The organism is Saccharopolyspora rosea (assembly GCF_025643595.1).
Taxonomy (GTDB): Bacteria; Actinomycetota; Actinomycetes; order Mycobacteriales; family Pseudonocardiaceae; genus Saccharopolyspora; species Saccharopolyspora rosea.
Genome location: NZ_CP102826.1, coordinates 3778021 through 3790790, shown reverse-complemented (window position 1 = coordinate 3790790; position 12770 = coordinate 3778021). Strand labels below are relative to the sequence as shown.

The window sequence follows — 12770 nt, the reverse complement described above, 5'->3', positions numbered from 1 at the left end:
GCATCGTTGCCCGCTGGTCGCCGAGTCGGCCGGCTCCAGCTTCCTCGGCGGCTACGGCGGCTGGCCGTTCGCGCCAGGCGCACACGGCAACCTCGCCACCAGATCCGCCGATGCAGAACTTCCAGTGACGTGCGGAACGAAGGTGGCTCAAGCGCGTCAGGGCAGCAGGACGACCTTGCCGAACTTGCCCGGCCCGGCCAGCCGGGCGTAGGCGTCGGCGAACTCCTCGAACGGGAAGGCCGTGTCGACGGGTACCCGTACCATTCCCCGCGCCAGCAGGGGAACCACGGACGTCCGCACGCTGGCGGCCAGCAGCGCTTTCTCGGCGGGTGCGCGTCCGCGGATGGTGGTGCCGATCAGGTGGGCCCGCGCGAGCATGAGATCGAACATCCGCAGCGGTGCCGTGGTGCCGGCCTGCACTCCGACGACGAGGATCGTGCCCCGGCTGCGGAGCAGAGCGACCCGTTGCAGGCACTCCTCGCCGCCGACCAGTTCCACGATCACGTCGTACGGCGCGTGCGCGGCTTCCTGGTCGGGAGTCACGACGTCCACCCGGCCGTCGGGGGCGAGCGCCCGCACGCGGTCGTGGAGTTCGGGCCGGCGCACGCTGGCCACGGTGTGCGCTCCGGAGACCGCGGCGACCTGCACCGCGGCCGTGCCCACCCCGCCCGCCGCGCCAGTGACCAGCACCCGGTCGCCGGCGCGGACCCCGGCCTGGGCGACCAGGGCGTCCCAGGCGGTGCTGAACGCCTCCGGGAAACCGGCGGCCTCCTGCCACGACAGGCCCTCCGGCACCGGCAGCAGGAGATCGGCCGGGACCGCGATCCGCTCGGCGTGACCGCCGCCGCCGACCAGTGCCATCACCCGGTCCCCGGGCGCGAACTCCGCGACACCGGATCCGATCTGCTCGACCTCGCCCGCGACCTCCAGGCCGGGCACCTCGGCCGGCCATCCCGGTGGCGCCGGGTAGTCCCCCCGCGCCTGCTGCAAGTCGGCGGCGTTGAGCCCGGCAGCCCGCACCCGGACCACCACGGTCCCCGGTCCGACCGGTTCCGGACGCTGCTCCAGTTGGAAGGTCCCGCGGGAATCGATCACGACGGCGCGCATGATCGCAATGTATGCCCGCGGTCGCGTCCCGGGCGACGGGGTTCGGCCCCGCGTCCACCGCTCGGGAAAGGGCTCCGCACACCGGAAGCGGTCTGCGGAGCCCTCGTCGCGGACAGGGTCATTCGACGCCGTTGGTCTCGATGTCGCGATCGGCCTCGGTGATCCGCCGCTTCTCGGCTTCCAGGTCGATCGAGCGGCAGGCCCACCAGTAGGCCACCGCCGAGACGATCAAGCCCGAGATCATCGAGATGTCGGCGCCACCGAGCACGTTCGCGACGGGGCCGGTGAACGAGCCGGCCTTCATGAAGGGGATCATCGCCACGAACCCGATGACGTAGGCGGAGAGCCCGCGCCAGTTCCACCGGCCGTACATGCCGCGCGGGTTGAAGATCTCGCGAATCGAGTAGTGGGTGTGCCGCACCAGGTAGAAGTCGACCAGGTTGATCGCGGTCCACGGGGTGAACAGGTACAGCAGGATGGTCAGGAAGTCACCGAACTGGGACAGGAAGTCCTGCGACGCGCCGAACGCGATCGCCGTGGAGACCACGGCCGAGCCGACCAGGGTCGCGATCCGCTTCGCTCGCGTGCTGCGGGCGATCGGCTTGATCGAGTCGCCGATGGACAGCAGGGTCAGCGACGCGCCGTAGAACTGGATGCCGGAGATCGTGATCAGGCCGAGCAACGCCACCACCAGCAGCACCGCCCCGAACCCGGGGAAGATCATGTCACCGGCGTTGCGCACCGCCTCGGGCACGCCGAGCTGCGAGTTGAGCGCGGTGGCCACCGCGCCGAGCAGCATCATCCACGCGCCGCCGATCAGCGCACCCAGGTAGGTCCACCAGAACGAGGGCCGCACGCCCACGTTCCGGGGCAGGTAGCGGGAGTAGTCGGAGACGTAGATCGACCACGACAACTGGTACGCGGCCGCGGTGAAGAACTGCGCCAGGAAAGCGGTGAACTGGAAACCGTGGAGGTCGAGCTGGCCGGCGGGGAAGTGGCCCGCGACGACGACGCCCACGCTGAACGCCAGCAGCGCCGCGATCAGCACGTACGCCAGGATCCGCTGCGCCTTGTGGATCAGCCGGTAGCCGAAGATCGCGACGGCCAGCGCCGCGACGGTGAACAGCACGTACGCCGGTTTCGCGCTGATGCCGGTGAGCAGGTGCGCCGAGTCGCCGGCGAGCACCGTGTTGAACGCGTTGTACCCGACGTAGGTCACCAGCGCCACGACCCACACCAGCAGGGCGCCGAGATAGCCGAACTGGGGCCGGGACTGGATCATCTGCGGCAGGCCCAGCTGCGGTCCCTGGGTGGAGTGGAACGCCATGAAGAACGTGCCGAACGCGCATCCGAGGACGATCGCGATCGACGTCCACAGCAGGTTCGCGCCCATCGTGATGCCGAGGGCGCCGGTGGCGACGGTGGCGAGGTGGGCGTCGCCGGCGAACCACACCGGCCACAGGTGCCACACCTTGCCGTGCCGCTCCGCTTGCGGGACGTAGTCGATGGAACGGGATTCGATGGCAAGCGCCTTGGCCTCACCGGGCGGTGCCCCGGTGGCCTGCTCTTGCTGATTGGCCAGCATGCTCGTTGCTGCTCCTTCAGTGTCGGTGACAGCGCGGCGGGAGCGACGATCATCAGCCGTGTGTCGGCGAAGCAGCCGCGATCCCCTTTCTCGCTGGTTCGACGCGATCGTTGCGATTCTACTGAACAGTCAGCCATGTGATGGGGCAATACTGTGAACGCAGAAGGCGGCACAGGTCAAGCCAGGCGGACATTTTCGCAGGTAAAAGCACTTGCCCTAGCGTGATCAACACATCTCGGAGCTTGCTCGCGCGTCGCAATCCCGGAGAAATCGTTGCGATTGTCGCAATGCGCTGATACGGTCCACCGCTGTGCGGGACACGACGTCGCCAGGCGCGCCAGCGGGTGCGGCACGTGCTGCGCGAGTGCCGGCGTCGCCACGGGCCTTCGCCGGGCAGATCGGTCCGCACGCGACGGAGCCGCCGAAGTCGCCGACCGGGACCGCGAACCGGCTGATCAACGGCAGCGACGGCGCCTACCGGTGCCCGCACCCTCCGGAAAGGCCGGTGTCAGGGCGCATTCGCCGACACCGACGCCGAAGACCTCACGAGGGTGCTCCCCGCGCTCATCGACGGCGTCCGGGCACGGCACGACCTCCTCGAACGCGAAACGTGCGGCGGTGAACCGCCCCAGCGCCGCATCGCTCCGGAAAGCCCCCAGCGGCGGCGAAAACGACGCTGCGATTCCGGCGGAGTTCGCGGGCGTTGTCAACCGCGGCGTCGTCCCGGGCCGGATTCCGCCGCGCGGTGGGAGGTGTCCAGTGCGCGGGTCAGGGTGTGGGCTTCGTGGAGGAGGAGGGCGCCGAGTTCGGGTTGGCGCTCCGGGCGGAAGCGGGTTTCGATGCCGGTCAGGGTCAGCGCCCACGCGGGTTTCCCGGCGGGGTCGAACACCGCGGCGGCCATGCCCCAGCTGCCTTCGACCACCAGGCCGGGGTTGACGGCGTAGCCGTCGTGGCGGGTCTTGGCGATGCGGGCGCGCACCGCCTCGGGGGAGTGCGCCCGGCCCCACCGGCTGGTCAGGTCCGCACGCTGGAGGTAGGCGTCGATCTCCGCCTCGTCGAGGAAGGCGAGGATGACCAGCCCGGCGGAGACGACGCCGAGCGGGAACCGGGCCCCTTCGTAGAGCACGAACGACCGGATCGGGAAGTCGCCGTCCTCGCGGAGCAGGCACACCGTCTCCTCGCCCCGCAGCGCCGAGAAGAACGCGCTTTCCCCGGTCTTGGCGGCGAGCCGGTGCACGCTCGCGCGGGCGTGGTGCGTCACGTCGTAGCGGGTGCCTGCCGTCTGGCCCAGCAGGTACAGCTCGGGCCCGAGGAACCACCGGCCGGTGCGCCGGTCGCGGTCGACGAACCCCTCGTCCGCCAGGGAGGTGAGCAGGCGGTGCACGGTCGGCCGGGGGAGGTCGACGGTCCTGGCGAGGTCGCTGGTGGCCGCACCCGCCTCGTTGGTGACCGACAGCGCCCGGAGCACGGCGCCGACCCGGCCGATCAGATGGGCGTTCGGACTGTCGCTCATGGCCCCATCCTAGCGTTCACCGAGTGAACGCAGATGGTGGATCGTGGTCGTCCGGTGAGCAGTTCGCCCTCCATTTTTCCCGGTCCGTTGCGAAAAGAAGTGGAAACGACCTTTACTGCCGTTGCTCGTTCAGTGGACCGAAGCGAGAGGTGATGAGTTGTCGAAGCTGCGTTCCAGCGCCGGCGAGGCGCTGGCCGACGTTCTCGAAGACGGGATGACGATCGCCGTCGGCGGTTTCGGCCTGTGCGGTGTCCCGAACGATCTGATCGAGGTCGTGCGCGACAGCGGTGTCACCGGGTTGACGGTGGTGTCCAACAACATGGGCGTCGACGGCAAGGGGCTCGGCCTGCTGCTGGAGAACAAGCAGGTGGCCAAGGTGATCGCGTCCTACGTGGGCGAGAACAAGCTGTTCGCCCAGCAGTACCTGGACGAAACGCTGACCGTGGAGTTCGCGCCGCAGGGGACGCTCGCCGAGCGGCTGCGGGCCGGTGGCGCGGGGATCGCGGCGTTCTACACCCGCGCGGGCGTGGGCACCCCGGTGGCCGAGGGCAAGCCGCTGGCGGAGTTCGACGGGCAGACCTACGTCCAGGAGCGGGCGATCGTCGCCGACGTGGCGCTCGTGCACGCCCACACCGCGGACCCGGCGGGCAACCTCACCTACCGAGCGAGCGCGCGGAACTTCAACCCGGTCGTCGCGACCTGCGGGCGGGTGGCGGTGGTCGAGGCCGAGCACCTCAGCGAGGAGTACCTGGACCCGGAGCGGGTGGTGACCCCGGGCATCTACGTCGACCGCCTGGTGCTCGCCGCGCCGCGCACCAAGGACATCGAAAAGCGCACGGTGCGCCCCCGCACCACCGCCTCGACCAACTAGGAGAAGCCATGGCCTGGACTCGTGACGAGATGGCGGCGATCGCCGCCGCCGAGCTCCGCGACGGCGACTACGTCAACCTCGGGATCGGCATCCCGACCCTGGTCGCCAACCACATCCCCGACGACGTGCAGGTGACGCTGCAGAGCGAGAACGGCATCCTCGGCCTCGGCCCCTTCCCCTACGAAGGCGAGGAGGACGCCGACCTCATCAACGCCGGCAAGCAGACCGTCACGGTCAACCCGGGTGCCAGCTACTTCGATTCGGCGGCGTCCTTCGGGATGATGCGCGGCGGGCACATCGACATCGCCATCCTGGGTGCGCTGCAGGTCAGCAGCGCCGGCGACCTGGCGAACTGGACGATCCCGGGTGCTCTGGTGAAGGGCATGGGCGGCGCGATGGACCTGGTCGTCGGCGCCCGCCGGATCGTCGTGCTCACCGATCACGTGGCCAAGGACGGCACACCGAAGATCGTCGAACGGTGCACGCTACCGCTGACCGGTGCCGGGGTGGCCAACCGCATCATCACCGACCTGGCGGTACTCGACGTCACCGCGCACGGTCTGGAGCTGGTCTCGCTCGCCCCCGGCGTCACCGAGAACGAGGTCCGGGACAAGACCGCCGCCCCGATCCGGGAACCGGTCCCGACGAGGTGACCCGGACCAGGATCCGCTCGGGGGTTCCGCCGCCGGGCAGGTAGCAGCGGTCACGGCCGCACCGCTGTGGCCCTGTTCGGCGCTGTTCCCCAGGGCCCGGTGGGTGCTCGGGAAAGGCGAACTGGCGGGCATCGCCCCCGGGGCCGGCCCGGTGCTGGCCGGTCAGGACGAACGCACCACCACCGCCGCCGACGGGGACGAGATCGCCGACGGTGTGCGGGCCTGGTCCCTCCCGGGGCACACCGCCGGGCACACGGCCTGGATCCTCGACACCGGCGACGGGCGGGACGGCGAGGACGAGTAGGTCGGAGACGGCGTTGACGCGGGCTGGACGGCGAACCAGCCCGTGCGCACGTGCGGCTCGCAGCCCGGACTCGCGCCGCGCAGTGGGCGGTTCCAACATGGCTGGCGCGGGCGGACCCGTCGCGGCGAAGCACCTGCGCCGCACTGACGCGGTCGCCGACGTCGGTCAGGACCTTCGCGCGAGGAGCAGAACCATGCCTGCGTTCCCGTCGATCGCCCACGTGGCGATCACCGTGTCCGATCTCGATCGCAGCACCCGGTGGTACCGCACCCTGTTCGGCGCGGAACCCGTGCTCGACGAGGACGAGCCGACCGGCGGCTTCCACCACACCGTCTTCGAGCTCGCCGGTGGACAGCTGTTCGGCCTGCACAGCCACCCGGGAGGCGGCACGGGTGGGCCGTTCGACGAGCACCGGACCGGTTTGGACCACCTCGCGTTCGCGTGCGCGGACCGCTCGGAGCTCAAGTCGTGGGCCAGGAGGCTCGACGAGCTCGGCATCGAGCACGGCGGCATCGTCGACGCGCACTACGGGTCCGGTCTGTCGTTCCGCGATCCGGACGACATCGCGCTTGAGTTCTTCGCGCCACCAGCGGACTCCGGTGAGGGGGAGTCGCACTGATCGGAGCTGTTGCGACTCGTGCCGGGCAAGGTCTTCGACCTCACCCTCCCGCTGGAGCAGGCCGCCGAGGGGTACCGGGCGATGGACGAGCGCCGCGCCATCAAGACCCTGCTCACCCCCTGAACCCGGAACCCGTCCCCCGGCCGCACCAGCGGCCGGGGGAGCACGCCCCTTCTCGCACCGACCCGTCCACCGCCCGGGTTGGTCGTCGTCCTGCTGGTCGCATCGGAGCAGGTCAGCGTTTCGGAATCGAGTCTGGCGTCCATTTTGTGGGAGTCCGTTCCCGATGGGCGGTCGGTCGGGGATAAGCTCCCACCGCACCGCATTGATCCGAAAGCGTGAACGGGAGGCGGCCCATGGCGGTCGGACAGGCCCCAGCCGGCTCGCAGGCGGCGAGTCGCAACTCCACCCGCCAGGTCGTGGTGGCCAGCCTCATCGGCACGTCGATCGAGTTCTACGACTTCTACGTCTACGCGACCGCGGCCGTGCTGGTGTTCCCCAAGCTGTTCTTCCCCACCGGGGACGCCACCGCCGCCACGCTGCAGTCGCTCGCGACCTTCGCGATCGCGTTCGTGGCCAGGCCGGTCGGCTCGGCGCTGTTCGGGCACTTCGGCGACCGCATCGGGCGCAAGTCCACGCTGGTGGCCTCGCTGCTGACGATGGGGATCTCCACCGTCCTCATCGGACTGCTGCCGGGGTACGCGGCGATCGGCGTGGTGGCGCCGCTGCTGCTGGCGTTGTGCCGGTTCGGGCAGGGGCTCGGGCTCGGCGGCGAGTGGGGCGGCGCGGCGCTGCTGGCCACCGAGAACGCCCCCGCCCGCAAGCGCGCCTTCTTCGGCACCTTCCCGCAGCTCGGCGCGCCCATCGGGTTCTTCGTCGCCAACGGCCTGTTCCTGCTGCTGTCCGAGACCATGTCGAACGAGACGTTCCTGTCCTGGGGCTGGCGGGTGCCGTTCCTGGCCTCGGCGGTGCTGGTGATCGTCGGGCTGTGGGTGCGGCTGAGCCTGCACGAGACCCCGGCGTTCGCGAAGGTCCTGGAAAGCGGCGAGCGCGCCAAGGTGCCCTTCCTCGACGTCTTCCGCACCGGCTTCAAGGGCCTGGTGCTCGGCACGTTCACCATGTTGGCGACCTACGTGCTGTTCTACCTGATGACGGTCTTCTCGCTGTCCTACGGCACCGCCGAGACCGGGCTCGGCTACTCGCGCTCGGAGTTCCTGGTGCTGCTGCTGGTCGGCGTCGTGTTCTTCGGGCTCACCGTGCCGGTCGCCGGGTGGCTGGCCGACCGGTACGGGCGGCGGCCCACGCTGCTGGTGATCACTGCGGCGATCATCGCCTTCGGGCTGCTCATGGGGCCGTGGTTCGGCGCCGGGTCGCCGATCGCGGTGCTGTCGTTCCTCGTGGTCGGGCTCGGGCTGATGGGGCTGACCTTCGGGCCGATGGGCGCGGTGCTGCCGGAGTTGTTCCCGACCGCGGTGCGCTACACCGGCGCTTCGGTGTCGTACAACATCGCCAGCCTGCTGGGCGCCTCCGTCGCGCCCTACATCGCCACCTGGCTGGCCGGGTCCTACGGGCTCGGCTGGGTCGGGTTCTACCTCGCGGCCGTCGGCGCGATCACCTTCCTGGCGCTGCTGGCCGGGCGGGAGACCCGGGATTCCGAGCTGGCCTGATCCGCGACGCCGGAGGGACGGGTCGAACACCACGTCCACGCCCTCGCCCAGCGGGAACGTGCCGGAGTCCTGGTAAACGCCGGATTCAGCGAGCTGGCAAGTCGCATCACAATAATTGGAAACGGAGTTTCGCGCCCCGACGGCGCAGCGGCGCCGCGTTTCGAATGCGGCCATCCGAGCATGCCGCGGACTTTCGGTGCGTCCGCGTGGTGCAGACCCCGGAACGAGATTGTGGCCCGCAGCGCGGTACCCGCATTTCGTTGGGCGAAAGCCGTTCACCCGTGGCTCGGGAGCGCGGCCCGGTGGGCTTCCCCGGAAAGGTTTCACGGCTTCGCCTGGGACTTTTTCCTCTGCCTCGAATTCTCCGGCCAACGGTAGCGTATGCGGAATCCAACCCATGGCGATTTCGGTCGAATTGACCGCAGGGGGGCTTGGCCATGACCGAGGCGGAAGTCGATCAAACGGTCTCCGAGGAAGTGAGCGTGCAGTCCCTGGAGTCGGTGCACTCGATGGGCTATTGGTTGCCCTCCGGCCAGGGACAATCAGTGAGCAGCAACGCGATGCTGGACTTCACCGGTGTAGCGGTCGTCAACGTGCGCGGCGACCAAGAATGGACGCCGAAGAAGCTCAAGCTCGACATCAGCGTGGACCAGGCGATCAACGCGCTGCAGCTCGTCACGCCAAAGCCACCGATGACCCACTGGGTCGTCCAGCCGCTGATGTGGTCGGCATCCGCGGCGCTGGCCTCCATCGAAAACCAAGGCCGGCCCGAGAGCGCCGCTTTTGCGGTCAACCGCTGCTACACGGACTGGGATTTGGGGGTCAAGTCCGATCTGGAACTGGGAGTCCCGCTCGTCCTCCACGTCGACGCCGCCGTGCGGAACGAGGAGGCATACCTCAGGCGCCTCTCCTACGCCGTGCGCGTTCTGGGAACTCCCGAGGAAGTGCAGTAGCGCACTCCAGTCCGCGCGGGCTCACAGGGCCGGACGCATCACCGGCGCCCTCGATGCCGAGTGCTCCCCAGCGCTCGGGACTTGAGCGCCATCACGTCGACCGCGGCCGCGACGGATCAGCGCGCTACGTAGGTGCCCAGGAGGGCTTGGACCTCGTAGACGTCGACGCCCTTGCCGAACTGCTTCGTGATGGGTTCGGCGGTGCCGGAGAGCCAGATCTTCAGTTCGGCGTCGAGGTCGAAGGTGCCGGCGGTCTCGACGGAGAAATGGGTGATGCCGCGGTACGGGATCGAGTGGTACTCGACCTTGCGGCCGGTCATGCCCTGCTTGTCGACGAGAATCAGACGTCGGTCGGTGAACAGGAGCGCGTCCCGGATGATCTGGTAGGCGGCGTGGATCTGCTCGCCCTGCGCCAGCAGGCGCCCGAACTCCTGCGCTGCCGTCCGGGGATCGACGTGCGAAGCGTTGCCCAGCATTCCGTCGAAAAGCCCCATGCGCGCACTCCCTGCCGAAGATCCGATGCCGAGCGATCACGGTAGCGAACCCCCGGATGTCGCTCCCTCCGGGTTCGGCGCGACGCCGCTGCGATCCGTGCCGAGCGGTGCCCGACGCGCCCGGGTCCGGGTTCCGCGGTTCGTCGCCGGACCGAGGCCGAGCGAGTCGGGGATGGCCTTGCGGTTCGGGACGAACGGACATCCGGGAATCCAATGTGGACAATGTGTGTGCGGCGTCCGCGGCGCGCGTCCCGACTTCGATCGCCAGCAGCCCGGGCCGTCGCTGCGCGGATGCGGTGTCCGCCTGGTCGGGTCGTCGCCGGGCGAGGACTGGCCGCGTCCGCGCCCGCGGACAGCAGCGCGTCCGGTGGGGTGGGGGTGGCGGAGGTCGCCCGTGGCGTGTAGCGTTCGTGGCGGTCGTTGTTTCTGGGTTCGTGTTTCGTGCACGCTCGCAGGATGTTGATGCGGGCGAGCTGCTGTCTTTGGTGTAGCTGGAGTAGAGCCGCCGTCTGAGATCCTCCGGCCCGGGGTTGCCGCGCGGTGCGGTGCCTCGTGATACCTCCCAGCTCCCGAATGGAGACGCACATGACTCAGGGAACCGTGAAGTGGTTCAACTCCGAGAAGGGCTTCGGCTTCATCGCCCCGGACGGCGGCGGGCCGGACGTGTTCGTGCACTACTCGGCCATCGACGCCGCGGGTTTCCGAACCCTTGAGGAGAACCAGGCCGTCTCCTACGACGTCACCCAGGGCCCCAAGGGCCCGCAGGCCGAGTTCGTCCGCGCGCTCTGAAAGCCCGTCTTCGAACTCCTTTCGGGTGGCGGTGCCGGTTGCGAGACCGCTCACCGAAAGAGTAAGCGGCTCAGGCCGCTTACCACGCCTTCCGGGAGCAGGTTCCAAGGCAGGTGCTGAGACCCAGCTGAGATCCCGGCCCGCGCGTCGCGTGCGGGCCGGGATCTGCGGTCCCGTCGGCACGTGCTGGCCACCCCGCCTGCTCGGACGCCGCGGTTGAGGCGTGCCGATCGCTCCCGTCGCCGCAGTGCACCTGCGCCCGCGGCGATGCTGCCCACTGCAGGGCGCGCAACACTCCGACCGGTCGCCACGTGCATGCGCACCGGTCACCCTCTCGTCTCCCGGTAGAGCCGAACCCGGTTGCAGCGGGACGGTTCCCGACGTCTTCGGCTGCTCGCGGCCCGCTGCCGCGACGATCCACGTCCGCGCCAGGTCGCGCGATCCTTCGGACGTCCGAAAACCGCTGCCAGTGCCGGACGAGCCGGCGCACCGGCCCAAAGGTCGCCTGATACCCCTCAACACCGGCCTTTGATGTCGATGCGGGTGAACCGATCTACGGTCTGATCAGGGCGGGCCCTCGACGCCCAGAGGTGCTGGAGCGCCGAACCTTCCCGTTCGACCGACCGCGATTGGCTTCCCCCTTCGAGCATTGGCCAGGAGTGCGACGTGCGTTACGGCTTCGCCATCGATCAGCGGACCTGCATCGGCTGCCACGCCTGCACCGTTGCGTGCAAGACCGAGCACGAAGTGCCGGTCGGCCAGTTCCGCACCTGGGTCAAGTACGTGGAGTCCGGCGATTTCCCGGCCACCACCAGGGACTTCGGCGTGCTTCGGTGCAACCACTGCACGGACGCGCCTTGCGTGCGCATCTGCCCGACGAAAGCGTTGTTCACGCGCGACGACGGCATCGTCGACTTCGACCGGGAACGGTGCATCGGCTGCAAGGGCTGCATGCAGGCCTGCCCCTACGACGCGATCTACATCGACGGCGATACCGGTACCGCCGCCAAGTGCAACTTCTGCGCCCACCGGGTCGACGAGGGCCTGGAACCGGCGTGCGTCGTGGTGTGCCCGACCCACTCCATCTGGGTGGGCGACCTCGACGATCCGGACAGCGGGATCGCCAAGCTGGTCAACGAGAATCCCGTCCAGGTGCGCGCGCCCGAGCAGAACACCGGGCCGAACGTCTTCTACCTCGGCGCCGACCGCGCCGTCCTGGATCCGCTGGCGGCGCCGACCGGGGAGTCCTACATCTGGGCGCGGCCGGATGAACACCGCCGCGAGGCGTCGAGGGACCTGCCCGTCGACCCGGTCGGCCGCGCGCGCACCACGCTGAACACGGCGCACCCGCGCCCGTGGGGATGGCGGGTGACCACCTACCTGTGGACCAAGGCGTTCGGTGCCGGTGCACTCCTGGTCGCCGCGCTGGCGCGCTTCCTCGGGGTCGACCTCGGGCCGTTGGGGAGCCTCGTCGCGCCGGCGCTCGGTGTCATCGGGGTGGCGGCCACCGGGGTGTTGCTCGTGTGGGACTTGAAGCAGCCCAAGAGGTTCCTGTACCTGCTGCTGAAACCCAACCCGACATCGTGGCTGGTCTGGGGAGCGGTGGTGCTGGGTGCGTTCGCCGCCATCGCGACCGCCTGGCTGTGCACCGGCGTGCTGGCCGCCGCGGGCGTGCTCGACGCGCCCACCGCGGACGCGGTGCTGGACCCGCTGGCCTGGGCAACGGTGCCGGCAGCGGCGCTCACCGCCGGGTACACCGGATTCCTGTTCGGCCAGGCCGAAGGCCGCGACCTGTGGCAGTCCCCACTGCTGTTCTGGCACCTCATCGTGCAGGCGGTGATGGTCGGCGCCGGTGCGCTGCTGCTGCCTTCCGCGTTCGCCGACCCGTCCGGCGACGCCGTCGCACTCGTCGCCCGCAGCCTGGCGATCAGCACCCTGCTGCACGTGGTGATGCTGCTGCTGGAACACCTGGGCCGGCACCCGACCCGGAATTCCCAGGCCGCCGCGCACATGATCACCCGCGGCCGTTACGCGCGCCTGTTCTGGGGCGGCGGCGTCGCGCCTGCCGCCGTGGCCGCGGTGGCGGCCGCAACCGGCTGGCAGGGCACGTCGGCAGCGCTCCCGGTGCTGGCCGGTGTCCTCGTCCAGGGCGCGCTGCTGGCCTACGAGAGCGTGTTCGTGCGCGCCGCCCAAGACGTTCCGCTGTCCTGAATCG

At 69.8% G+C, this 12770-nt stretch carries 12 protein-coding genes; 8 read left to right on the top strand and 4 right to left on the bottom strand.

The genetic code is table 11. The features are described 5' to 3' along the window. Nucleotides 1-156: 156 nt before the first annotated feature. The 3 genes from NV263_RS17700 to NV263_RS17690 all read right to left on the bottom strand — a co-directional run bounded on the left by NV263_RS17700 (nt 157) and on the right by NV263_RS17690 (nt 4205). On the bottom strand, nt 157-1107 hold the full coding sequence (locus tag NV263_RS17700; RefSeq protein WP_263247422.1) for an alcohol dehydrogenase catalytic domain-containing protein: 951 nt from the start codon (nt 1105-1107) through the stop codon (nt 157-159). 118 nt (nt 1108-1225) lie between these two features. Further along, nucleotides 1226-2692: a purine-cytosine permease family protein gene (locus NV263_RS17695; RefSeq protein WP_263247421.1), complete on the bottom strand. Its 1467-nt coding sequence runs from the start codon at nt 2690-2692 to the stop codon at nt 1226-1228. Nucleotides 2693-3398: 706 nt separating this feature from the next. Then, nucleotides 3399-4205, bottom strand: a complete 807-nt coding sequence (locus NV263_RS17690) for an IclR family transcriptional regulator (protein ID WP_263247420.1) — start codon at nt 4203-4205, stop codon at nt 3399-3401. Nucleotides 4206-4362: 157 nt separating this feature from the next. Here NV263_RS17690 and NV263_RS17685 point away from each other — a divergent pair, with 157 nt between their 5' ends. The 6 genes from NV263_RS17685 to NV263_RS17660 all read left to right on the top strand — a co-directional run bounded on the left by NV263_RS17685 (nt 4363) and on the right by NV263_RS17660 (nt 9272). Next, nucleotides 4363-5076 carry a CoA transferase subunit A gene (locus NV263_RS17685; protein WP_263247419.1) on the top strand — a complete coding sequence of 238 codons (714 nt, stop codon included), beginning with the start codon at nt 4363-4365 and terminating at the stop codon, nt 5074-5076. 8 nt (nt 5077-5084) lie between these two features. Next, a complete protein-coding gene (locus NV263_RS17680) occupies nt 5085-5729 on the top strand; it encodes a CoA transferase subunit B (protein WP_263247418.1) in 645 nt (214 codons plus the stop codon). A gap of 103 nt (nt 5730-5832) precedes the next feature. Continuing rightward, nucleotides 5833-6033, top strand: a complete 201-nt coding sequence (locus tag NV263_RS17675; RefSeq protein WP_263247417.1) for a hypothetical protein — start codon at nt 5833-5835, stop codon at nt 6031-6033. Between the two features lie 193 nt (nt 6034-6226). Then, entirely contained in the window at nt 6227-6652 is a 426-nt protein-coding gene (locus tag NV263_RS17670) for a VOC family protein (protein ID WP_263247416.1), read from the top strand. Nucleotides 6653-7008: 356 nt separating this feature from the next. After that, nucleotides 7009-8319, top strand: a complete 1311-nt coding sequence (locus tag NV263_RS17665; protein ID WP_263247415.1) for an MFS transporter — start codon at nt 7009-7011, stop codon at nt 8317-8319. Between the two features lie 437 nt (nt 8320-8756). Further along, entirely contained in the window at nt 8757-9272 is a 516-nt protein-coding gene (locus NV263_RS17660; RefSeq protein WP_263247413.1) for a hypothetical protein, read from the top strand. A 116-nt stretch (nt 9273-9388) separates the two neighbouring features. Here the strand turns inward: NV263_RS17660 and NV263_RS17655 are convergent, their stop codons facing one another. Next, a complete protein-coding gene (locus tag NV263_RS17655; RefSeq protein WP_263247412.1) occupies nt 9389-9766 on the bottom strand; it encodes a PH domain-containing protein in 378 nt (125 codons plus the stop codon). A 585-nt stretch (nt 9767-10351) separates the two neighbouring features. Here NV263_RS17655 and NV263_RS17650 point away from each other — a divergent pair. Next, nucleotides 10352-10555 (top strand): cold-shock protein, encoded by a 204-nt coding sequence (locus NV263_RS17650; protein ID WP_263247411.1) that lies wholly within the window; start codon nt 10352-10354, stop codon nt 10553-10555. Between the two features lie 666 nt (nt 10556-11221). Continuing rightward, nucleotides 11222-12766, top strand: coding sequence for an NrfD/PsrC family molybdoenzyme membrane anchor subunit (gene nrfD, locus NV263_RS17645; RefSeq protein WP_263247410.1), 1545 nt, complete (start codon nt 11222-11224; stop codon nt 12764-12766). Nucleotides 12767-12770 lie beyond the last annotated feature (4 nt).